Source organism: Corallococcus macrosporus (assembly GCF_017302985.1).
GTDB lineage: Bacteria > Myxococcota > Myxococcia > Myxococcales > Myxococcaceae > Corallococcus > Corallococcus macrosporus_A.
This window is the reverse complement of the sequence record NZ_JAFIMU010000004.1, coordinates 1,012,133-1,031,555: the sequence shown is the minus strand read 5'-3', so window position 1 is coordinate 1,031,555 and position 19,423 is coordinate 1,012,133. Positions and strand designations below refer to the sequence as shown.

Genomic DNA, 19,423 nt, shown 5'->3' with positions numbered 1-19,423 from the left:
ATGCGGCGCAAGGGATTGGCGCTGGGGGCATTGCTGCTGGCGGGATGCTCCAGCAATGCGAACGACGTGCTGGACGCGTGGAAGGCGGCGGGTGAGTCGCCCTCTGGCTTTACCGACGTCGGGGAGAAGCTGCCGGGCGGGAGGTGCCAGGCCGGCAAGGTGAGCGGCCTGGAGGCCACGGTGTGCCTCTTCGAGGGCACGGAGCAGGCGAAGAAGGCGGAAGACGCTGGCTGGGCGCTCATCGGCGACGCCGTTGGCTCCGCGGTGGTCTCGGGCAAGTGGGTGCTCGTCGTCGCGGATCCCCGCAAGGAGGACCCGAGCGGGCGGCGCATGAACGCGCTGGTGAAGACCTACCAGCAGAAGACGCGCTGAGGCGGGAGCGCACGCTCCAGCCGTGCGTCCCTTCCCAGCTCCGGAGTATGGCCAGACAGCGTCTGTTGATGGGCACCGCAATCCCATGACAGCCTTCGCGCGCCACCCCGGTGGCCCCATCCTGGAGCGTCTTTCTTGCGCATGTCCCTCAAGTCTGTCGCACCCCTTCTTGTCTCTCTTTCCCTCCTGGCCGGCTGCGGCGAGGGGGCGGAAGCGCCGGAGCTGAGCACCCGCTCCGCCGCGCTCCTCGGGCCCGGCGAGCACATGCGTGAGGTCTCCTCCACCACGGACGCGGCGGGAAACCAGACGTTCGTGACGGAGTACGCGGCGGGCATCTACACGCTGCCGGACGGGCAATCCGGTTCGGTCGCGTCGGTCACCATCAAGACGTTCATCCCCGCCACGGGCGGCACCAGCGGCTCCTGCATCACCAGCACCATCGAGAAGCTGGAGGCGCTGCCGGGCTGGACGACGACGGTCGAGCGGGCTGGCGGCTGCGACCGGGAGATCCGCGTGGAGGTGTCGAACAGCTCGACCCGCCAGGAGGCGGACTTCTCCTTCCTGATGATCTTCGGGAAGACCCGCATCGACAGCGGCGCCATCCGCTGAAGTAAGGTTCCCACCGACGAGCACAGCCTCCGGAGGGAACACCCATGCACGCCGCGTTGCGCTTCACGGTTGTCGGGCTCCTTGGACTCATGACGGCGCTTCCGGTCCTGGCCGCCGCGCCTCCAGCCGTCCGCATCCAGCCGGCTCGCATCGACGCGGTGTTCAAGGACTACAGCGGCCCTTCGAATCCGGGCTGTGCTCTCGGCATCTATCAGGATGGCCGGATCCTCTACTCCCGGGGCTACGGCACGGCGGACCTCAATCAGGGGACGCCCATCACGCCCAACACCCTGTTCGACGTCGGGTCGGTGTCGAAGCAGTTCGCCGCCGCGAGCGTCGTGCTGCTGGCCAACGAGGGGAAGCTCTCGCTGACGGATGACATCCGGAAGTACCTGCCGGAGCTGCCGGACCAAGGCACGCCCATCACCGTGGACCACCTGCTCCACCACACGAGCGGGCTGCGCGACTACAACGACCTGCTCTTCCTCAAGGGCTTCCACTACGAGGACGTCACCGATGACGACGACGCCCTGGACGTCATCGCCCGCCAGCGCGCGCTGAGGTTCAAGCCCGGGACGCGCTTTGAATACAGCAACAGTGGCTACTTCCTGGCGGCGCTCATCGTGAAGCGCGTCACGGGCCAGAACCTGGCCGCGTTCGCGAAGGAGCGGTTCTTCCAGCCACTGGGGATGGCCCGGAGCCACTTCCGCGACGACTACACGGCCGTCGTCCCTGGCCGCGCCACGGCCTACGCCCCTGCCGGCAAGGGGAGCTTCCAACTGGACATGTCGAACTGGAACCAACTGGGGGACGGACAGGTCCAGACCAGCGTCACCGAGCTGGTCAAATGGGATGAGAACTTCTCCACCGCCAGGGTGGGCGGGCGCGCGCTCATCGACGGGCTCCAGGTGCGTGGGGTCCTGAACTCGGGCGCCAGCACGTCCTATGGACGGGGGCTGTTCCTGGACACCTATCGCGGCGCGCAGCGCGTCCATCACTCCGGGGCCTGGGGCGGCTATCGCGCGGCGCTGATGCGCTTCCCGGAGCACCACCTCTCCATCGCCATCCTCTGCAACCGGGCGGACATGAGACCGGACATCGCCGAGCGCGTGGCGGACCTCGTCCTGGGCAATGCCTTGCAGTCGGCCGATCCGAAGGCCGCGGCGCCCGCCGTCACGGCCGCGGCCGCGAGCGGGGACCTCGCCCGGTACGCCGGGCTCTACTACGACGGGGACGCCTACCGCGTGGTGACGGTCCGCCAGCAGGACGGCAGGCTGGAGCTGGTCTTCCCTGGACGGGCGCTCCCGCTGCGGCCCGCGGGCGGAGACCGCTTCGACGTGGAGGGGATCCCCATCACCCTGCTCTTCGCGGGCGAGCAGATGTCGTTCCTGCGCAGCGGGGGGATCCGGACCGACTTCAAGCGCGTGCAGCCGGCCGGCCCGACCTCCGACGACGCCTGGAAGCAGTTGGTGGGCGCGTATTCCAGCCCCGAGCTGGACGTGACCTGGCGCATCGAGCTGAAGGACGGGAAGGCGGTGCTGAAGGGACGCACCCTGGGAAGCCCTCCGCTGGTGCCCGCCTTCGCCGATGCGTTCACCACGCCCCACGGCCTGCTGCGCCTCACCCGGGATGCCGCCGGACAGGTGACGGGCTTCCTCTTCGGGGACCTGCGCTTCGAGCGGAAGAAGCCCTAGAGGCAGCCCAGCTCCATGGCCCGCAGCACGGCGCGGGTGCGGTCCCTCACACCCAGCTTGGAGAGGATGCTGGAGGTCTGGTTCTTCACCGTCCCCTCCGCCGTGCCCAGCGCGTCCGCGATCTCCCGGTTGCTCAGCCCCCGCGCGATGAGGCGCAGCACCTCCACCTCGCGGCGGGTGAGCCCTTCCGGCAGGTCCGCGTGGGGGAAGTCCCGGGGCACCTCCGCCATGCCTCGCGCCACGCGCTCCGCGATGCCGGGGGGCAGCAGCGTCTGTCCGGAGGCGACGCGCCGGATGGCGTCCGCCAGCTCCTCCAGGGACACGTCCTTGAGGAGGAAGCCCTGCACTCCCGCGCGCAGCGCCTCGATGAGCGCGGTGTCCTCGTCGAAGGTGGTGAGCAGCACCACCCGCCGCTCCGGATCCGTGAGGCGCAGCGCGCGCAGGGCATCCAGCCCCGTCATGCGCGGCATGCGCACGTCCATGAGCACCACGTCCGGGTCCAGCTCCGCGACCTTGCGCAGCGCCTCCTCGCCGTCGGCGGCCTCGCCCACCACCCGCAGGTCGGGCGTGAGGTCCAGCAGGCTGCGCAGCCCCTGTCGCACCAGGGCGTGATCATCCGCGAGCACCAACCGGATGGTGCTGTTCACGTGCCCACTCCGCGCTCCGTCGAGGCCGGCAGCCAGGCCTCCAGCTCCAGCCCCCGTCCCGCCGCCGCGTGCCACTCCACGCGGCCGCCCAGCCGGGTGAACCTCTCCCGCATGCCGGTGAGCCCCGCGCCGGGCGTCACCCGCGGCGCGCCGCTTCCGTCATCCCTCGCGTGCACCCGCACCCCGCCGTCCTCCGTGGGCATGAGGGTGATCCACAGGTTGCGGGCCCCCGCATGGCGCAGCGTATTGGTGAGGACCTCCTGCACGCAGCGGAACAGCGAGTGCGCCGCCTCGGAGGATTCCAGCGCGAGCGCTTCGGGGACGTCCAGGTGGACCGCCAGTCCCGGGACGCCCTCCGCGAGCGCGCGCAGCGACGGCAACAGCGGCATGGGCGACTCGCGCAGCGCCGTCACCGTGCGGCGCACCTCGGACAGGAGCGTGCGCGCGGCCTCGCGGGCGCGGCGCAGGTGTTCGGTGGAGGCGGAGTCCTTCGCGGTGTGCGCGGCGGCCTCCAGGTTGAGGCTGAGCGCGGTGAGGTGGTGCCCCACGGAGTCGTGCAGCTCGCGGGCGATGCGCAGCCGCTCGCCCTCGCGCTCACGGGTGGCGAGCAGCACCTGCGTGGCCTGGAGCTCCGCGTGGACGCGGGCCAGCTCGCGGCGGGCCTCGGCCTCGCGGACCATCACCAGCGCCGTGCCGAACGTGAAGCCCTGGAAGCCGGTGTAGATGAGCGTCTGCACCAGGGCCTGGACGGGCGGGTGCTGGAAGGCGAACACGGCCAGCATGAGCCCCACCTGGGCCGCCACCCACGCCAGCGCCCGGCGCTGCGGGAGGATTTCGGGGACCTGGCTCGAACAGATGGCGAGCAGCGCGCCGTCCAGCCTGCTCTCCCCCGAGGCAAGGCACACCAGCGCCGCGATCGACTGCGCGGCGAGCAGCGGCACCTCGCCCCTGCCCTGCTCGTGCGCCTGACGCCAGAAGGCCCCGCCGAAGACGAGGAGCGCAATGGCCCACAGCAGCGTGCCCGGGGCCGTCCACCGCGCGGGCTCACGCGCGAGGTCTTCGACATGCGCGAAGCCGACCACGGCCCAGGTCAGCATCCCGGCGACGAGCAGCAGGCGATGGATGGTGGCGGGCTTGGCCACGGGGAACCGCTCGGGCATGGCGGCAGACACTAGGACACCCGTGGGGCACGGACCATGTGCCGGAAGTCACATGCGGGCCGTATGACTTCCGCCAGGTGGAGGCACACGCGCGGACGCGTACGGTGCGTTCCGGACTCGCGGCAAGCCGGAGGCGTCCATGTCGTTCCACCTGCTCGCCCGTTGGCTCCACATCGCGTCGGGCGTCGTCGCACTGGTGGTTCCAGCACACGTCCGCCATGGTGGCCTCGGGCAGCGGCACCTACCGCCAGCGCTTCGCCCGGAAGGCCCCGGCGTCCGCTAGCGTCCCCTTGGCGGCGGTCGCAGCGCGGCGATGACCAACTCCACCACCGTGTCCGCGTACGCGCTCGTGAGGGGCGCGGTGCGAAGCAGCCACCGGTGGAAGAGCGGCCCGACGAGCAGCTCCACCGCGACGGCCAGGTCCACCCCCTTCGCGACCTGGCCCGCGCGCTGTGCCGAGCGCAGCCGCTCCTGAATGGCCTTCAGGTGCGGGCGCAGCACGGCCTCCACGAACTGCTGCGCCAGCGCGGGGTCCATCTGGGACTCGGCGGTGAGCGCCCGGGAGGGCAACTCGAAGCGCGGATCCGTGAGCTCCTTCGCCGTGGCGCGCAGCACCGTCCGCAGGTCGGCCTCCAGGTTCCCGGTGTCCGGCAGCGCCGCGGGCTGGCTGCCACCGCTCAGCTCCACGAAGGCGTCCAGCACCACCGCCCCCTTGGAGGGCCACCACCGGTAGATGGTCTGCTTGCCCACCCCCGCCCGCGCCGCGATGGCCTCGACCGTCACACGCGCGTAGCCCACCTCTCCGACGAGCTCGACGGCCGCGGTGAGGATGGCCTGGCGGGAGCGTTCACTGCGGCGGGACGGTTCCGGGGGCTTTGGGTCAGCCATCACGCGCCACCCTACCAGCTGGCGAGACGGCACGTCTCGTCTTGACGAACGCCGCGTTTCCATGGTTCATGACGAAACGAGACGGTTCGTCTCGCCAATGCCCTTCCAAGGAGAGCGCCATGTCTCGCCGCGCCCACATCGCGATGGTCAGCATTCCCGCGCACGGCCACGTCAACCCGAGCCTGGAGCTGATCCGGGAGCTGGTGGCCCGGGGCCACCGGGTGACGTACGCCAACGACGCGGCCTTCGCGGACGTCATCACCCGCACGGGTGCCGAGCTGCGCCCCTATCAATCCCGCCTGCCGCGCGAAGGAGTACCGGGCAAGGACTGGCCAGAGGACCTGGTGGGGCAGCTCGACATGTTCCTCGATGACGCCATGGCCATGCTTCCGCAGCTGCGCGCGGCCTATGAGCACGACCGGCCGGACCTCTTCCTGTACGACATCGGCTGCTCGACGGCGCGAATCCTCGCGGAGAACTGGGGCATTCCCGCGGTCCAGCTCTCCCCCAGCATGGTGGCCTGGGAGGGCTACGAGCAGGACATGGCCGCGATGGTGGAGTCGCTGCGCACCGAGCCCCGCGCCGTGGCGCACTACCAGCGCTACTCCGCCTGGCTGAAGGAGTGCGGCGTGGCGGAGACCGACGCCATGCTCTTCGTCGGGAAGCCGCCGCGCGGCCTGGTGCTCATCCCGCGTGCGCTCCAGCCCCACGCGGACCGGGTGGACCGCAAGCGCTTCAGCTTCGTGGGGCCGTGCTTCGGAGATCGCTCGGCGCAGGGTTCGTGGCAGCGCCCTCCGGGCGTGGAGAAGGTGCTGCTGGTGTCGCTCGGCTCGACCTTCACCCACCAGGCCGGATTCTACCGCGCGTGCCTCGCGGCCTTCGGAGGGCTTCCCGGCTGGCACGTCGTGCTGCAGATCGGCAAGCACGTGGCCATGGAGGAGCTGGGCGCGATTCCGGACAACGTGGAGGTCCACCGCTGGGTCCCGCAGCTCGCGGTGCTCGAGCAGGCTGACGCGTTCGTCACCCACGCGGGCATGGGCGGTTCGCAGGAAGGCCTCTACTGCGGGGTGCCGATGATCGCCGTGCCCCAGGCGACGGATCAGTTCGCCAACGCCGACCAACTGGTCGCGCTCGGCGTCGCGCGGCGGCTGGACACGGAGCAGGCCACCGCGGACGCGCTGCGCTCGGCGCTGCTCCAGCTCACGGAGGACCCAGCAGTCGCGGCCCGGCTCGCGGCCCTCGAGAAGGAGCTGCGAGCGGAGGCGGGAGCCGCGCGCGCCGCGGCGCTGCTGGAGGAGGAGTTCCGCCTGTGAGGGTGCCTCGCGCCGCTATTCGACCTGGGCGAGGACCTTCGACCAGCGCGCCCGCATGGCCTCTCGGACCTCCGCGTCCGGGAGCTTCTCCATGTGCACGTGGAGGGAGGCCCCCTTCGCCTTCGGCATCACCGTGAGCTGCAACGTCGCCGGCTTCATCCAGCCGTCCGGCTGCCAGGTCATGCGCAGACGCTGCCCGGGCTTCACCACGCGGACCACCCCGCTGACGCCGGGGGACCCGCGACGCTTGGGGACGGCATAGTGCCCACCCGGCTCGGCCTTCAGCGTCGCGCCCGGGCCCAGCCAGCGCTCCGGCTGGGTCGTGACCCAATCCCATAGCGCGGAGGCAGTCATCGGCAGCGTGCGCACCACGCCCACCTGGAAGCCCGTGGCGGCGGTCTGGCCCACCACGCGCTGGCCCTGGGCCTGCTCGTACGCCACCGCGATGGACTGCTGCCACCAACCGGACTCGACCTCGCGGGCCACGAGCGCGACGAGCTGCTTGTGGGCCAACCCTGCCGCTCCCGCCTTGTCCAGGGCGCGCATCCAGGCCTTCCAGTCACGTCCGGTGGCCTCCTTCACGGCGGCGTCGGTGACGCGGTCGGTGACGAGCGCCTTCTTCGCGGCGGCGGGCTTCTTCGCGGCCGCCGGCTTCTTCGCGCGCGTGGCGATCTCCGCGAGCCGCGCCTGCACCAGTGTCTTCACCAGCTTCGCCGGGAGCGGCTGGTCTGGCGGGAAGGTGACGCCACTCTTCGACGTGGCGTAGCCGTCCAGTTCCGCCTCAAGCACTGGCACCACGCTGCCGCTGAAGGGGTAGTAGCCGCAGTGGTTCTTGAAGAACGCGAAGCCCGCCACGGCGGCCCCGTCCACCTTGAAGGTGGGCATCTGGTAGGTGATGGATTCAGTGGCCTTGGGGAGCAGCTTCCGCAGCTGCGTGCGTAGGGCCGTCAGGGTCTTCTTCGCCGCGGGGTCCTCCACGCTGGCGAGATAGGCATCCACCGTCTGCGGGACTCGGGTCTTCGTGGCCATGGTCGGGCTCCCGGGCGTTTCGTTCCGATCTAGCAGAACGCTCCCTTGTAGAAGGAGTCCATGAAGCTCGAACGTCACGTCGGCGGACTGTCGCTTGCGCGCAAGGTCAACTACCTGCGCGCACGCGGCTGGCGCGAGGACACGGAAGGCTGGTCGAGCGAGCGTTTCCGCCCCGTCCCTATCGCTCGCGCCATCCACCACCAGCTCACCGACGACCTCAGCCGGGCGCTGTGTGGAATGGGCTGGCAGGTGGTGGGCTACTCCCCGCGCGGCTACGTCCAGTTGCGCGACGGTGAGCGAGGCTCGCCCTGCTCCCTGCCCAAGGCGCTGCGCCTCCAGGCCCGGCGGGAGCGACGGCCCGTCGCGGAGCTGACGTATGCGTTGTTCCTCGCGGCACTCCTCGAGACCGAAGGCGGCGCCCCCGGTTGAGGCGTGGGCTTCTCGCGCATGGCATCATGAGCGCCCGTGAGCGTCGCAACCCTCGAAGATGGCCCGTCGCTGGGGCCTGGCTTCTTCCTCGGCCGGACGGCGCTCCGTTCGCTCGCGCTGGCGCACCGTGACGCCTACGGCACCGCCCGGCCCCATCCGCACGTCGTCATCGATGGCTTCCTGGGCGAGCGGCTGGCGACGGACCTGGCCGGCGTCTTTCCCGGCGCGACCGGGGCGCCGTGGATGCGGCGGGATCATCCGGAACAGGCGGCGCGGCTGGGACAGCTCCAGCGCAAGGCCTTCGAGGGCGTGCACGGCGCGCTTCGCCACCTGCTCGCGGAACTCTCGGGCATGGCGTTCCTCGACTTCCTGGAGACGCTCACCGGCGTCAAGGGACTCATCGCGGATCCGCACTTCCGCGGCGCCGGGCTGCACCTCACGCTGCGCGGCGGCCACCTGGCGCTCCACGCGGACTTCAACCGCGACCGCACCCGTGCGCTCTCACGGCGGCTCACCGTCCTGTACTACCTGAACCCGGGCTGGGAGCCCGCCTGGGGCGGGGACCTGGAGCTGTGGAACGCCGACCTCTCCCGCTGCGAGGCCCGCATCGCTCCAGTCCTGGACCGGCTGGTCGTGATGGCCCATGGCGACACCCACTGGCATGGCCACCCCTCCGCGCTGACATGCCCGGAGGGACGGGGCCGCGCCACGGTTGCGGCCTACTTCTACACGGCGGAGGAGTCCCCGGACGCGCCGGAGGCCCACAGCGCCCTCTGGGCGCCAGCGCGGTCCTGAACCGCCAGATGGCCCCGTCAGTGTCCTCACCTTCGCGCCGTCACGCTCCATCCCTGCTCTGAAGGCTATTGGCTCCATGCGCTTGGAAACCCACCTCACCCTCGCAATGTGCGCAAGCGCCGAGCCGGAGCTCCAGGCCTGGGCGGCGCGCCATGGGGTGAAGGCGCTCTGCATCGAGCTTGCACGGGGCGTGACGCCCCGGCAGGTCATGCTGACGCTTCGCGGAAGCACGTCGGTGGAGGAGGCGCGTCAGCGAGCCGAGGCGCTTGCCTTCGAGGCCCGCTCGACCTGCGATGCCCGCCCGTGCCGCATCAAGGTCGAGACACCGTGGACCTGGAGCCCGCTCGCGGAGGAGGCGCCGTGCTATCTGGAACACCACGTCCGGGTGGCCACCCGCGACCTGGAAGCACTGGCGCGACTGGCGGCCTCGCATGCGGCCCACCTGTCCCGCAGCGCTTACAAGGTGTCGCCGGACGGGCTCCAGGAGCGCTTCCTCACCCAACGGTTCGGTCCCTCGGACGATGCGGCCATGGACGTGGCCTTTGGCTCGCTACTGGCTGGCCTGGCGGGCGCGGGGCTCCCGGTGACGAAGGTGGAGCGGGAGCGCGTGCTTTTCGACGACAACCTCACCCTCGACGAGGGCTGGATGGAGGAGACACCCCGATGAGCGGCCCCACGAATCCCGTCAAGCCACCGCCGCATCTTCCCGCGGGCTATGAGAGGGACGACAACCGGCCGGACGTGTTCGACCCGGCGCTCAAGCAACACAGCGCCGCCTTCATCAAGGGCCCACCCCGGTTCACGGATCCGACGGAGGCGGCCCGCTTCCGGGAGGCACGCGCCCGGCTTCTCCGGCGGTGCCTCGCGGGCATTGGCCGCCAGCCGGTGGGAGCGCACGTCGTCGCGCGTGGCAGCGTGGTCCTCGCGCTCTGGTACGGCGAGCAGGCCCGTCCGGCCAAGGACATCGACCTCGTCTTGACGCCCGCGACCGTGAAGCCGGATTCGAGCGAGGGACTGCGGCTCATGGCGGAGCTGACCCGGGCCGTCACGGACGCGCTGCACCTGGAAGGCATCCACCTGGATCCAGCGGCCATCCCGGTGGACGGCATCTGGACCTACGAGCGAGCCGAGGGCCGCCGGCTCACGTTTCCGTGGAGCTGGGAGGGACGCGTTCGCGATTCGGTCCAGGTCGACATCGTGTTCAACGAGCAACTGCTCTCGTCTCCGCTCCAGCACATGGTGGAGGGAGTGCCGGTCCAGGTCGCCACGCCCGAGGAGTCCCTGGCGTGGAAGCTCCTCTGGCTCAGAAATGACATGTGGCCCCAGGGCAAGGACCTCTACGACGCGGTCCTGCTCGCCGAGAACACCCGCGTGCCCCCGGGATTTCTTCGGCGCGTGTTCGATGCGAAGCAGGACCCGTGGATCGAGCCCATCAACGCGGAAGCATTCGATTTCGCGGGCAAGATGGACTGGCCCAACTTCGTGCGCGAGCACCCCACGTTCGCGGGAGCGACGCTCGAGGAGTTCCAGGCACGATTGATGCGGGCGCTCCAGCAAGGCATCTAAGCCCCCGAGGTGCTCCGCTTCAGTGCGCGTTGGGCAGGGTCTCGAACGGCCAGGGACGGTTCGCGGGCCGGTCCAGCCACAGGTCCGCCACGCCCTGGGCCAGCGTCCACGGAGCTCCGCCCGCGCGGTTTGTCAGGACGATGACCGTGAGGCGTTGCTCTGGATACTTCACGATGGCGTTGGTGAAGCCACACGTCTCACCGTGATGTGACAGCCGCCGCCGCCCTCCGTCGTCGTCGACGAACCAGCCGAAGCCGTAGCGCGAGGAGGTTCCATCCGGAAGCACCGGCGGCGTCCAGGCCTGCTTCCGCGTCTCCGTGCGGAGCAGCGCATCCGTATCCAGCGCCCGGTCCCACGCCACCAGGTCCACCACGGACGCGTAGATGCCGCCATCCCCCAGCACGGCACTGGTGGGGCTCTGGTCCCTGGGGACGAAGCCGCCCGGACCCGGGGCGTACCCATACGCACGGCGGGACACCTGGGAGACGCCTTCCTCGTGCGCCACGGTCGAGCGCATGCCGCCCGGGACGAAGACGCGCTCGTGCAGGAACCGCGCGAACGGCACTCCGCTCACCTGCTCCACGACGAGCGCGAGCACCGCGTAGCCGGAGTTGCTGTAGCGCACCGCCGTTCCGGGCGGGAAGTACGTGCGGTCCACGCGGGAGACCAGGGCCAGCACGTCCCGGTCCTTCACCTGCACCGGCTGCGTGGCCGGGACGAAGTCCTCGTAGTCCCAGAGGCCCGAGGTGTGCTGGAGCAGGTGCTGGATGCAGACCTCCCGCAGGGCGGGCGGGAAGCCGGGGAGCACGTCCGCCACGCGGTCATCCAGGCGGAGCCGGCCCTCCTGGACCAGCAGCAGGATGGCCGTGGCCGTGAACTGCTTGGAGAGCGAGGCGAGCCGGTAGTTGCTGTCGGGCGTGGCGGGCTCGCGCTTCTCCAGGCTTGCCAGGCCATATGCCCGGCGGAGCACGACCTGCCCGTCGTGGATGACGACGACGCTGGCTCCGGGGCGATCCGGGCCGTCGTAGTCGCGGAAGAGGGAGTCCACCGCGTTCCGGGGGTTCGCGGGGGTGCCCGCACACCCGACGAGGATGGAGGCGAGGACGACGGCGGCGAGTGAATGGACAGACATGGTCGTTTCAGCGGGCAGCGGCCTTCGCGCGCTTGCGTTCAATGAGGTCGCGCGCGGCCTGTCCGCTCGTGACGAATTCGACGTCGCCCTTCAGCCGGCCCGTGAGGTAGAGCGCGAACGCGACGGCCTTGGCGCTCGCCATCTGCAGGCGCTGGGTTCCCACGTAGATGACGCCGCGCAGCCACTCCGGGCGGGACTCCTTGCTGAAGTGCTCGCGGGCCGCCTTGTCGATGACGGACCCGTCGATGTCCACGACGACGAACACCGGGCCGTCCACCGCCACCTCCTGCACGATGGACAGCAGGCGCTTCGCATCGTCCAGGTTCGTGGCGCCGTTGAAGTCGACCCACACGACATCGGGCGCCTCCAGGTGCACCCGATGCATTCCAAACGTCCATTCACGTCGTTCCGGCATGAGGTCCCCCCCGGGCTGCCTCGGTGTCGTGGCCCGGCGAAGGCTAGCGCGAACGGCACCCCGCCGGGATGCCGCCCGTCACTGAATCGTGGAGTTCGTGACGCGGATGGGCGTGTCCGCGTGGTTCGAGATCTGCGGATAGGTCTCGTACCAGGAGCCGCCCTTGTTGTTCTGGATGACCGAGCGGTCGATGCGGATGTCCCCCGAGTGGTCATTGCTCACGAAGAAGATGGCGCTGCCGTGGGCGTTGACCTCGTTGTGTTCGATCCGCGTGCCGCAGAGCGACAGCGTCATCGTGTTGCCGTCGTTGTAGATGGCCCCGCCGCTGCCCCCGCCCGGCGTGCCCGGCTTCGCGGGATTGGCCCCGGTGCCGATGGCCCGGTTGTGGGAGAAGAGGCTGTTGATGATGTTCCACGACACCCCGATGCTGCTGATGCCGCCGCCGTTGGAGCAGACCCCGCCGTAGCCCTCCTTGCCGCCGAAGGTCGTGTTCACCACGTAGACCGGCTGGTCGTCGTACTGGTCGAACACGCGCAGCGCGCCGCCTCCGACGTCAGGGCCGGCATCCGCGCACACGTTGTTGAAGAAGCGCGAGTTGATGACCTTCACCCGCCCGCCGCGCACCCAGACCGCGCCGCCTCCGTCGTACTCCGACTCGCTCTTGGAGCTGGCGTCCACGAACGTGAGGTTCTGGAGCGTCAGCCGGGGGTGGTCCTGGTCCTGGCAGTGGGAGGTCGTCCACACCTGGGCCTGATCACAGGTGTTCATGTACAGGATGCGGTGCTTTCCGGCTCCGCTGAGCGTCACCAGCCCCTTGCCGTCGATGACGATGTCCGGTCCCTTGTCGTTGAAGACCTTGGCCGTCCTGTCGAGCGTGACGGTCACCGGATCCGGGCCGCAGTCGAAGGTGATGACGCCTCCCTTCGCCACGGCCTGGACGAAGGCCTCGCCGGTACAGCTGGCCGGCGTCCCCGTGCCGACGACGGTGGTGGGCCGGGAGACGTCCGCGAGCCCGGCCTCCGCGGGCACGGTGCACGTGGCCTCCGCGTTGGGGTTGCCCGCGGGAGGCCCGTCCTTGGGATGGGTCAGCGGGTTGGGGACGTCCACGCCCGCGTCATCGCTGGAACAGCCAGCGGCGCAGGCGAGCACGAACCCCGCGGCCAGCGAAAGGAGCGTGGACGCGGGGAACCGGTGAGGTCGCTTCGGGTGCATTCAGCCTCCAGGACGGAGGCAGTCTAGGCCCTTCCGGGACTACTCGGTGATGATGTCGGTGTACTCGCTGCCGCTGATGGAGTTGCGCCACTTGGAGGAGAAGCCCAGCGCGTGCTGCGGATCCACCACGTGGGGCGCGGTGACCTTCGCCACCTCCAGGCGGGTGATCTCATTGTTGAACAGGTCCAGCACCATGCCGAACTGCGCCGCGGTCAGGTAGACGCGCTTGAGCATCTTCTCCGCCTTCTCCTGGCGGACGAGCTCGTTGTTCTCGCTCTTGAGCGACTGGTAGAAGCCGCGCCACGTGGAGGCGTCCATCGGGAGCTGTCCGTCCCGCCGCGTCGTGCAGCCCTCGTCCGAGGCCACGCCACAGTCGCGGAACGCGGGCTCGGAGTGCATCGGCCGCTCCGCGCGGGGCTCCTCACGGACCTCCTCACGGGGCTGAGACCGGCTGAACCCGCGGGTCTCGGTCCGGGTCTCCGTCCGGCTCTCCGACTCCACCGTTCCACCCGTCATGCCGCCCGTCACGCGGACATCCATCTTGGTGCCGCCGCCGCGCACCTTCACGGTGGTGGTCTCCTCGCCGTCCACGTTCGTCGTCGTCTTCATCTTGATGCGGGCGTTGGGCATGTCCGCGTCGTCGACGTCCACCTGCATGTTGAACTCCGCGTCCTGCGCGAAGCTGGCGGAGGAAGCAAACAGGGACGAGACGAGCACGGCGCGGGCGATGCGGTTCATGGGACTCCAGGTGGGGATGCGGTTGGGTGCGGTCGGAACGGTAGACGTCGTCGCCGCCGTTCCTTGTCACGCACTCCGGGCGAAAATATTCACGCACCCAAGCACGCAGAGGCTTCAAGGGAGGCGGGTCGAAACGTACCGCTCCCTCTTGCGACCCCCTGGGATTTGGTGCACGAGACACCGCTCGTGATCGTTCGTCCCCGTCCTGGCTTCCTCAAGCTGCTGTTCGTCGTGCGCGGCACCATCCTGCCGCGCGTCCTGCCTCACGTGCTGGGGGTCGCGGCGCTCGCGTCGCTCGTCGTCCTGACGCTCAAGCAGGGGTACCTGCGGCTCCCCGTGACGTCGCCAGCGCCCCTGTCGCTGCTGGGCATCGCGCTCTCCATCTTCCTCGGGTTCCGCAACAACGCCTGCTACGACCGGTGGTGGGAGGGCCGCAAGCAGTGGGGCGCGCTCATCATCGAAGTGCGCGCCTTCGCCCACGCGGCCATCGCGCTGCTGGACGACGGGCGCGCCGAGCTGCCCATCGCGGGACGGGAGGCGGCCCGGCGGCTGGTGCATCGGACCATCGCCTTTCCCTACGCCCTTGCCGCGCACCTCCGGGGACACGACGCGGGAGAGGTCATTGGCGGCCATGTCTCCGAGCCCGAGCGCTCCCGCATCCTGAGCAGCGGCAACCGCCCGAACGCGCTGCTGCGTGAGCACCAGGTGGAGCTGGCCCGCCTGCTGCGCGAGGGCCGGCTCACCGACATCACCTGGGGCGCCCTGAACGAACGGGTGCACGCCATGATGAGCGTCTTCACCGCCTGCGAGCGGATCCGCCTCACGCCCCTGCCCTTCGCGTACACGGTCCTCCTGCACCGCACCGCCTACCTCTTCTGTCTCATCCTTCCCTTCGGCCTCGCGGAGTCCATGGGTTGGTTCACGCCCGTGCTCTCGGCGATGATTGCCTACACCTTCTTCGGCCTGGACCTGCTGAGCGAGGAGCTGGAGGAGCCCTTCGGGCAGGCGCCCAACGACCTCCCCCTGCTCGCGATGGCCCGCACAGCGGAGATCAACCTGCTGGAGGCGCTGGGAGAGCCCCAGCCCGAGCCGCTGCGCCCCAAGGACTTCATCCTCCCTTAGGGTTTTCCCATATTCGCATGTTTTGCTAGTTTCCCCGGGACGCGGCAGGAAAAGCCTGCGCGCGCTCCGAGGGAACCATGTTCAAGCTCGTATCCTCAGCCGTCGTCAGTCTGCTGCTCTCCCTGGGGCTGCTGCCCTCCACCGCTCCGGTCCAGACCGGGGCGCTCGCCGTCACGACGACCACGGTCGCGACGCACAACACGCATTACGGAGAGGCGACCTTCCGGCCGCTCGCGGACGTCATCGGCTGGCAGGAGGTGAGCACCGCGGAGGGGCACTCCAAGCTGGATGCGATGGAGTACTACAACCACTTCCGGCCGGGTGAGAACCGGCTGGACGCGCGCAACTCCATCGCCATCTCCTGGCGCAAGAACAAGTACGAGAAGACCGGTGACGGGTCCCGCCTCACGCACGGCGGCGAGGCCGGGGTGACGCCGGCTCGCTTCGTGAACTGGGTCGTGCTGAAGAACATCGAGACCGGCGCGAAGCTGGCGTTCATCAACACCCACTACATCTCTGGTGCCTGGAACGGCGAACACCCCGAGCGTCAGGAGCGCTGGCGGACGCACAACGCGGTGGTGCGCGAGGTGGTGGCGGAGCTGCTCGGCCGGGGACTGCCCGTCGTGCTGGTGGGTGACTTCAACCGCGCCCTGTCGCAGGACATCCCCGGGATGAACCACCTGCGCACGGCCGGTGTGGACGGCGTGCCCATCGATCAGATCTACGTCAAGGTGGGCATCGGCACCGGGCCCGCCGAGCGGCTGGAGAAGTACGGCTCCGACCACTTCGCCTATACGGCGACGGTCCAGTACTGAGGCGAGGGCCGGGGCGGAAAGGACCGCCGCCCCGGCCTGCCCGCGCTACCAGCAGGCGAACTGGATGTTGTCGTAGCGGACGGACGCGGTGCTGAAGACGAGCGTGCGCAGGTCGCCCTGGACGAAGTTGGCCTCACCGCAGGCGCAGGTCGCGCCCGTCCCGGTGCAGTTCGTCCAGGGGGTCGTGTCTCCTCCGGAGTCCACGCGGTACTCGGCGTTGAAGACCGCCTTGTTCTTGTTCGTGAACCAGGTCTTGTAGGCGCCGCACTCGTTGTACTTCTGGCACTCCTCGTTGATGGCGAAGTCGAAGGAGTCCGCGAGCGAGGCGACCTGGTCCACGTCGTTCTTGAGCGCGATGCCCAGGCACAGGGAGTGGGCGGTGGTGGCCAGCCAGCGGTTGTAGTCCAGCTGGTTCGCCGCCGTGAGGCCCCAGCAGGCCTGGTCGGTGCAGCTGATCTCATCGTCGTGCGAGTAGGCGTCGACGTTGTCCGGCTCCACGGCGTCGCAGCCCTTGGTGCGCGCCAGCTGCATGCGTGACGTCATCACCGTCCGCACCGCCTGCTTGCGGTGATCCAACCACCACTCACAGCCACCGCCGCTCGTGCACCAGTCCCCCAGGATGTGGACGGACTGGGCGCAGTTCTCCCCGGGCGTGCAGTACGTGTCCTGCGGGAACTGGTTCGCGTCCTCCCGCCAGTCCTCGTAGGTGCCGGCGCTGAAGTAGCAGACGACCTTCTTCCCGGCGGTCTTGTACTCCTGGATCTTCGCGCTCGGGGTGTTGAAGAGGTCCACGACGTAGACCTGCGCGTTGAGGTTCGTGGGAATGGCGTTGTGCTCCAGGTCCCACATCCAGGTGGTGCCCCGGGGAAACGCCGGCACCGTGCAGGCCGAGCCCTGGCCGCAGACGTTCGGGGTGCCGCCGCCGCCACACGTCGCCGGGCTCTGGCAGGTGCCGCAGCTTGCGACCGTGCGCGCCTGGCCGCAGTTGTCGGTGCCGCTCACCTGGCCGCAGTTCGTGCCCAGCCGCGAGCAGAAGGCCGCGTCGGTTTCGGCGGTGCACGTCGTGGGGATGTCCCAGGACACCTGGAGCCGGAGGCTGTCGAGCTGCGCCGCGTCCGTGCCCGCGCCCTTGACGAGGCGCACGCGGATGTCACCGGTGCTGGAGACGAAGTTCGCGGCCACCTCCGGGGTGGGCAGGTTGAGCGTCAGGGCCGGGGTCCACACCCAGTCACCGCGCCCCTGCGAGTTGGCGACGTTGACCCAGCTGGAGGTCGTGAACCGGTAGAGCTGCCACTGGTAGTAGGACGCGGCCACCCCGGGGCCCTGGTACTTCGTGAGCACCTGGAGCTGGGTGACCTGCGCGGGCGTGGGCGCGGCCTGGGTGAGGCTGGAGAGCTTGAAGGTCAGGTAGCCCGTGTAGCTGGGGCTGAACTCGATGTACTGCGCATAGCAGTCCGCGTACGCGCCCACCGTGCAGTTCGCGCTGTTCGCCTTGAGCACGGCCATGCCGCCGCTCTTGCCGGACGCATCCGTGTGGGTCAGCGTGCTCGCGGAGGCGAAGTCGATGACCTCCGAGCCCGTCAGGGATTGCTGCTGGACTTCCGGCTCCCGAGCGTCCTCCGCCTCCAATGGCAGGCATCCCGTGGCAAGCAAGGCAAGACACGACGACAGCCACGCAATCCGTTTCAGCATCCGTTCCTCCAGGGTGGAGGGCCGCGCCTATCACATGGGCTCCGGCCTGGGACACTGCGTGTGACACCGGTGTCCGGGATCCTCCCGCGTGGAGTCTGACAGGCGTGTCATGCGCGGAGGGACTGTCACTCTGGGTGGGTCTCGTGCGTGGCGGTGGAACGGCCCTTGCTCCAGCCGGGGACTCCCGCCGCAGGAGGCATGCCTTGAACAAGGTGCTGCTGGTCCCCGTGCTCGTTCTCCTCTCCGTGACGCAAGCCCGTGCCCAGGCCATGGAGCCCCCCGGACCGCGGCCCCTGGTGGGTGAGCGGCCCGAGCACGTGCTCTGGGTCGCGCCCGTGATGCATGGCTTCTTCGCGGTGATGGGTCCGCCCATGGGCGACATGGTCCATCTGGCGCTCCCGGTCGGGCTGAACCGCAAGCTGTCGGACCAGAGCGACCTGGTCCTGGAGGTCACGCCCCGGTACTCGCGCCGCCGGTGCGGTGAGGACGTGGACAGTTGTGGCACGGTCCGTTCCCTCACGGTCTCCACGGGCCTGGCCTGGAGGCCGTGGGCCCGCGTCCGAGGCAATGGCTTCTTCCTCCAGCCCAAGCTGAGCGGCATGGTGCTCAACGAACGGGACCGGCCCGAGGCCGGCGAGGGCGACACCACGAATCGGAGCTCGACGGGCGGGCAGCTCACGCTCGGCCTGGACATGGGCTTCCAGAAGACGACGGCCTCGAACTTCTACCTCGCCTTCGTGTTCGGCGCGGGCGTGGGCTACAGCTGGAACCAGCGGCGCGACGTGGTGGACCTCGGCGCCCGCTACAACCTGCCGTGGGGCAGCAGCCGCAAGAGCGGGGGCATCGTGGACATCAACCTGGACCTCCTGCGGCTGGGCTTCGGCTTCTGACGCTCAGGCGTCCACGACCGCACGGCGGACCAGGTCGCGGAAGTAGCGCGCGGCCGGGTCGGCGTGGGTGCGGTCGTGCCAGCACAGGGCCAGCTTGACGGTGTGCGCGGGCACTGGCGCGTTGACGCCACGCACGCCCAGACGCGCTCCCTGCGCGGCGGCGAACGTCATCCCAGGGCTCGTTGACCGTGGCCGGTGCCTCGCGCCCGACCTCATCGGGATGGGGAGTTCGGGCAAGCCGGAGGTCGCCTACCGGTTCGCGGACCACGTGAAGTACCTCGATGCATGGTTCGACGCGCTGGAGCTGCGGGACGTCGTGCTCGTCGCCTACGATTGGGGCGGCGTGCTGGCCCTGGATTGGGCGCGGCGGCATCCGGACCGCGTGCGGGGCGTGGTCGTGTTCGAGACGTTCCTGCGCCCCATGAAGTGGAGCGACTGGCCTCCCCAGGGTGAGCAGTTCTTCCGTGCCCTGCGGACACCTGGGACCGGTGAGAAGCGGGTGCTCGAGGAGAACGCGTTCCTCGCAAGGTCCTTCGCGAACGGCGTGCAACGCGGCCTCTCTGAAAGCGACCGGGCCGTGTATGAGGCCCCCTATCCGGCGTCACGACGCCCGGTGCTCCAGTGGCCTCGGGAGATCCCGATCGATGGCGAACCCGCTGACGTCGCGGCGGTGATCGAGCGCTATGACGCGTGGCTCGCGCAGCCGTCCGCGAAGCCGGTGCTCCTGCTGACGTTCGGAGAGACGGGCCTCAGCGCGCCGGGCATCATCGAGTGGGCGCGCGCGAACCTCCGGGCCCTCGAAATCGTCCCGCTCGGCCGCGCGGGGCACCATGCGCCGGAAGACGCGCCGGAGGAGATGGCGCGCGCCGTCCGGAGCTGGCTGGACCGTCACTCCTGGTGAGCGC

At 69.8% G+C, this 19,423-nt stretch carries 22 protein-coding genes; 12 read left to right on the top strand and 10 right to left on the bottom strand.

Annotated elements, in window-relative coordinates; genetic code table 11:
• The 3 genes from JYK02_RS09570 to JYK02_RS09560 all read left to right on the top strand — a co-directional run bounded on the left by JYK02_RS09570 (position 1) and on the right by JYK02_RS09560 (position 2,675).
• Positions 1-372, top strand: a complete 372-nt coding sequence (locus tag JYK02_RS09570; protein ID WP_207050561.1) for a hypothetical protein — start codon at positions 1-3, stop codon at positions 370-372.
• Between the two features lie 141 nt (positions 373-513).
• Positions 514-981: a hypothetical protein gene (locus JYK02_RS09565; RefSeq protein ID WP_207050560.1), complete on the top strand. Its 468-nt coding sequence runs from the start codon at positions 514-516 to the stop codon at positions 979-981.
• A gap of 89 nt (positions 982-1,070) precedes the next feature.
• The gene (locus JYK02_RS09560; protein ID WP_207050559.1) at positions 1,071-2,675 is read left to right on the top strand and encodes a serine hydrolase domain-containing protein; all 1,605 of its coding nucleotides are present in this window, start codon (positions 1,071-1,073) and stop codon (positions 2,673-2,675) included.
• Here the strand turns inward: JYK02_RS09560 and JYK02_RS09555 are convergent.
• The 3 genes from JYK02_RS09555 to JYK02_RS09545 form a co-directional block, all read right to left on the bottom strand.
• Positions 2,672-3,322 carry a response regulator transcription factor gene (locus tag JYK02_RS09555; protein WP_347402455.1) on the bottom strand — a complete coding sequence of 217 codons (651 nt, stop codon included), beginning with the start codon at positions 3,320-3,322 and terminating at the stop codon, positions 2,672-2,674. The two genes, JYK02_RS09560 and JYK02_RS09555, sit on opposite strands and share 4 nt — an antisense overlap.
• A complete protein-coding gene (locus JYK02_RS09550; RefSeq protein WP_207050558.1) occupies positions 3,319-4,482 on the bottom strand; it encodes a sensor histidine kinase in 1,164 nt (387 codons plus the stop codon). The genes JYK02_RS09555 and JYK02_RS09550 overlap by 4 nt, the downstream gene beginning before the upstream one ends.
• Before the next feature lie 279 nt (positions 4,483-4,761).
• Entirely contained in the window at positions 4,762-5,370 is a 609-nt protein-coding gene (locus JYK02_RS09545) for a TetR/AcrR family transcriptional regulator (RefSeq protein WP_207050557.1), read from the bottom strand.
• Positions 5,371-5,438: 68 nt separating this feature from the next.
• Here JYK02_RS09545 and JYK02_RS09540 point away from each other — a divergent pair, with 68 nt between their 5' ends.
• Positions 5,439-6,683, top strand: a complete 1,245-nt coding sequence (locus JYK02_RS09540; RefSeq protein WP_431603475.1) for a macrolide family glycosyltransferase — start codon at positions 5,439-5,441, stop codon at positions 6,681-6,683.
• 15 nt (positions 6,684-6,698) lie between these two features.
• Here the strand turns inward: JYK02_RS09540 and JYK02_RS09535 are convergent, their stop codons facing one another.
• Positions 6,699-7,712, bottom strand: a complete 1,014-nt coding sequence (locus JYK02_RS09535) for an SRPBCC domain-containing protein (RefSeq protein WP_207050555.1) — start codon at positions 7,710-7,712, stop codon at positions 6,699-6,701.
• Positions 7,713-7,772: 60 nt separating this feature from the next.
• On the opposite strand from JYK02_RS09535, the gene JYK02_RS09530 reads away from it, so the two are divergent.
• From JYK02_RS09530 to JYK02_RS09515, 4 genes are all read left to right on the top strand, one after another.
• A complete protein-coding gene (locus JYK02_RS09530; protein WP_207050554.1) occupies positions 7,773-8,141 on the top strand; it encodes a hypothetical protein in 369 nt (122 codons plus the stop codon).
• Between the two features lie 36 nt (positions 8,142-8,177).
• Entirely contained in the window at positions 8,178-8,936 is a 759-nt protein-coding gene (locus JYK02_RS09525; protein ID WP_207050553.1) for a 2OG-Fe(II) oxygenase, read from the top strand.
• A gap of 76 nt (positions 8,937-9,012) precedes the next feature.
• Positions 9,013-9,603, top strand: a complete 591-nt coding sequence (locus JYK02_RS09520; protein ID WP_207050552.1) for a hypothetical protein — start codon at positions 9,013-9,015, stop codon at positions 9,601-9,603.
• On the top strand, positions 9,600-10,502 hold the full coding sequence (locus JYK02_RS09515; protein ID WP_207050551.1) for a nucleotidyl transferase AbiEii/AbiGii toxin family protein: 903 nt from the start codon (positions 9,600-9,602) through the stop codon (positions 10,500-10,502). Before JYK02_RS09520 ends, JYK02_RS09515 begins: the two co-directional genes overlap by 4 nt.
• Before the next feature lie 19 nt (positions 10,503-10,521).
• Here the strand turns inward: JYK02_RS09515 and JYK02_RS09510 are convergent, their stop codons facing one another.
• The 4 genes from JYK02_RS09510 to JYK02_RS09495 form a co-directional block, all read right to left on the bottom strand.
• Positions 10,522-11,634 carry a serine hydrolase domain-containing protein gene (locus JYK02_RS09510; RefSeq protein ID WP_207050550.1) on the bottom strand — a complete coding sequence of 371 codons (1,113 nt, stop codon included), beginning with the start codon at positions 11,632-11,634 and terminating at the stop codon, positions 10,522-10,524.
• A 7-nt stretch (positions 11,635-11,641) separates the two neighbouring features.
• Complete coding sequence (locus JYK02_RS09505) at positions 11,642-12,019, bottom strand: hypothetical protein (RefSeq protein ID WP_207050549.1); 378 nt, start codon at positions 12,017-12,019, stop codon at positions 11,642-11,644.
• A gap of 108 nt (positions 12,020-12,127) precedes the next feature.
• Positions 12,128-13,261: a hypothetical protein gene (locus tag JYK02_RS09500; RefSeq protein ID WP_207050548.1), complete on the bottom strand. Its 1,134-nt coding sequence runs from the start codon at positions 13,259-13,261 to the stop codon at positions 12,128-12,130.
• Between the two features lie 39 nt (positions 13,262-13,300).
• Positions 13,301-13,999, bottom strand: a complete 699-nt coding sequence (locus JYK02_RS09495; RefSeq protein WP_207050547.1) for a DUF4476 domain-containing protein — start codon at positions 13,997-13,999, stop codon at positions 13,301-13,303.
• A gap of 186 nt (positions 14,000-14,185) precedes the next feature.
• Between JYK02_RS09495 and JYK02_RS09490 the strand changes: the two genes are divergently transcribed.
• Positions 14,186-15,121 (top strand): bestrophin family ion channel, encoded by a 936-nt coding sequence (locus JYK02_RS09490; RefSeq protein ID WP_207050546.1) that lies wholly within the window; start codon positions 14,186-14,188, stop codon positions 15,119-15,121.
• A gap of 77 nt (positions 15,122-15,198) precedes the next feature.
• Positions 15,199-15,936, top strand: coding sequence for an endonuclease/exonuclease/phosphatase family protein (locus JYK02_RS09485; protein ID WP_207050545.1), 738 nt, complete (start codon positions 15,199-15,201; stop codon positions 15,934-15,936).
• A gap of 45 nt (positions 15,937-15,981) precedes the next feature.
• Here the strand turns inward: JYK02_RS09485 and JYK02_RS09480 are convergent, their stop codons facing one another.
• A complete protein-coding gene (locus JYK02_RS09480; RefSeq protein ID WP_207050544.1) occupies positions 15,982-17,628 on the bottom strand; it encodes an endo alpha-1,4 polygalactosaminidase in 1,647 nt (548 codons plus the stop codon).
• A 203-nt stretch (positions 17,629-17,831) separates the two neighbouring features.
• Between JYK02_RS09480 and JYK02_RS09475 the strand changes: the two genes are divergently transcribed.
• Positions 17,832-18,518: a hypothetical protein gene (locus JYK02_RS09475; protein WP_207050543.1), complete on the top strand. Its 687-nt coding sequence runs from the start codon at positions 17,832-17,834 to the stop codon at positions 18,516-18,518.
• Positions 18,519-18,521: 3 nt separating this feature from the next.
• Here JYK02_RS09475 and JYK02_RS39565 read toward each other — a convergent pair whose 3' ends face one another.
• Positions 18,522-18,689 (bottom strand): hypothetical protein, encoded by a 168-nt coding sequence (locus tag JYK02_RS39565; RefSeq protein ID WP_242588510.1) that lies wholly within the window; start codon positions 18,687-18,689, stop codon positions 18,522-18,524.
• Here JYK02_RS39565 and JYK02_RS09470 point away from each other — a divergent pair.
• The gene (locus JYK02_RS09470; RefSeq protein WP_347402458.1) at positions 18,619-19,419 is read left to right on the top strand and encodes a haloalkane dehalogenase; all 801 of its coding nucleotides are present in this window, start codon (positions 18,619-18,621) and stop codon (positions 19,417-19,419) included. The two genes, JYK02_RS39565 and JYK02_RS09470, sit on opposite strands and share 71 nt — an antisense overlap.
• The last annotated feature ends 4 nt before the right edge of the window (positions 19,420-19,423 follow it).

Excerpts from the sequence above, each read along its gene's own strand:
- JYK02_RS09500 (WP_207050548.1), bottom strand. The coding sequence starts at position 13,261 with ATGCACCCGAAGCGACCTCACCGGTTCCCCGCGTCCACGCTCCTTTCG.
- JYK02_RS09485 (WP_207050545.1), top strand. The coding sequence starts at position 15,199 with ATGTTCAAGCTCGTATCCTCAGCCGTCGTCAGTCTGCTGCTCTCCCTG.
- JYK02_RS39565 (WP_242588510.1), bottom strand. The coding sequence starts at position 18,689 with ATGACGTTCGCCGCCGCGCAGGGAGCGCGTCTGGGCGTGCGTGGCGTC.
- JYK02_RS09540 (WP_431603475.1), top strand. The coding sequence starts at position 5,439 with ATGACGAAACGAGACGGTTCGTCTCGCCAATGCCCTTCCAAGGAGAGC.
- JYK02_RS09510 (WP_207050550.1), bottom strand. The coding sequence starts at position 11,634 with ATGTCTGTCCATTCACTCGCCGCCGTCGTCCTCGCCTCCATCCTCGTC.
- JYK02_RS09560 (WP_207050559.1), top strand. The coding sequence starts at position 1,071 with ATGACGGCGCTTCCGGTCCTGGCCGCCGCGCCTCCAGCCGTCCGCATC.
- JYK02_RS09570 (WP_207050561.1), top strand. The coding sequence starts at position 1 with ATGCGGCGCAAGGGATTGGCGCTGGGGGCATTGCTGCTGGCGGGATGC.
- JYK02_RS09495 (WP_207050547.1), bottom strand. The coding sequence starts at position 13,999 with ATGAACCGCATCGCCCGCGCCGTGCTCGTCTCGTCCCTGTTTGCTTCC.
- JYK02_RS09505 (WP_207050549.1), bottom strand. The coding sequence starts at position 12,019 with ATGCATCGGGTGCACCTGGAGGCGCCCGATGTCGTGTGGGTCGACTTC.
- JYK02_RS09565 (WP_207050560.1), top strand. The coding sequence starts at position 514 with ATGTCCCTCAAGTCTGTCGCACCCCTTCTTGTCTCTCTTTCCCTCCTG.
- JYK02_RS09515 (WP_207050551.1), top strand. The coding sequence starts at position 9,600 with ATGAGCGGCCCCACGAATCCCGTCAAGCCACCGCCGCATCTTCCCGCG.
- JYK02_RS09530 (WP_207050554.1), top strand. The coding sequence starts at position 7,773 with ATGAAGCTCGAACGTCACGTCGGCGGACTGTCGCTTGCGCGCAAGGTC.
- JYK02_RS09550 (WP_207050558.1), bottom strand. The coding sequence starts at position 4,482 with ATGCCCGAGCGGTTCCCCGTGGCCAAGCCCGCCACCATCCATCGCCTG.
- JYK02_RS09535 (WP_207050555.1), bottom strand. The coding sequence starts at position 7,712 with ATGGCCACGAAGACCCGAGTCCCGCAGACGGTGGATGCCTATCTCGCC.
- JYK02_RS09480 (WP_207050544.1), bottom strand. The coding sequence starts at position 17,628 with ATGCTGAAACGGATTGCGTGGCTGTCGTCGTGTCTTGCCTTGCTTGCC.
- JYK02_RS09545 (WP_207050557.1), bottom strand. The coding sequence starts at position 5,370 with ATGGCTGACCCAAAGCCCCCGGAACCGTCCCGCCGCAGTGAACGCTCC.
- JYK02_RS09520 (WP_207050552.1), top strand. The coding sequence starts at position 9,013 with ATGCGCTTGGAAACCCACCTCACCCTCGCAATGTGCGCAAGCGCCGAG.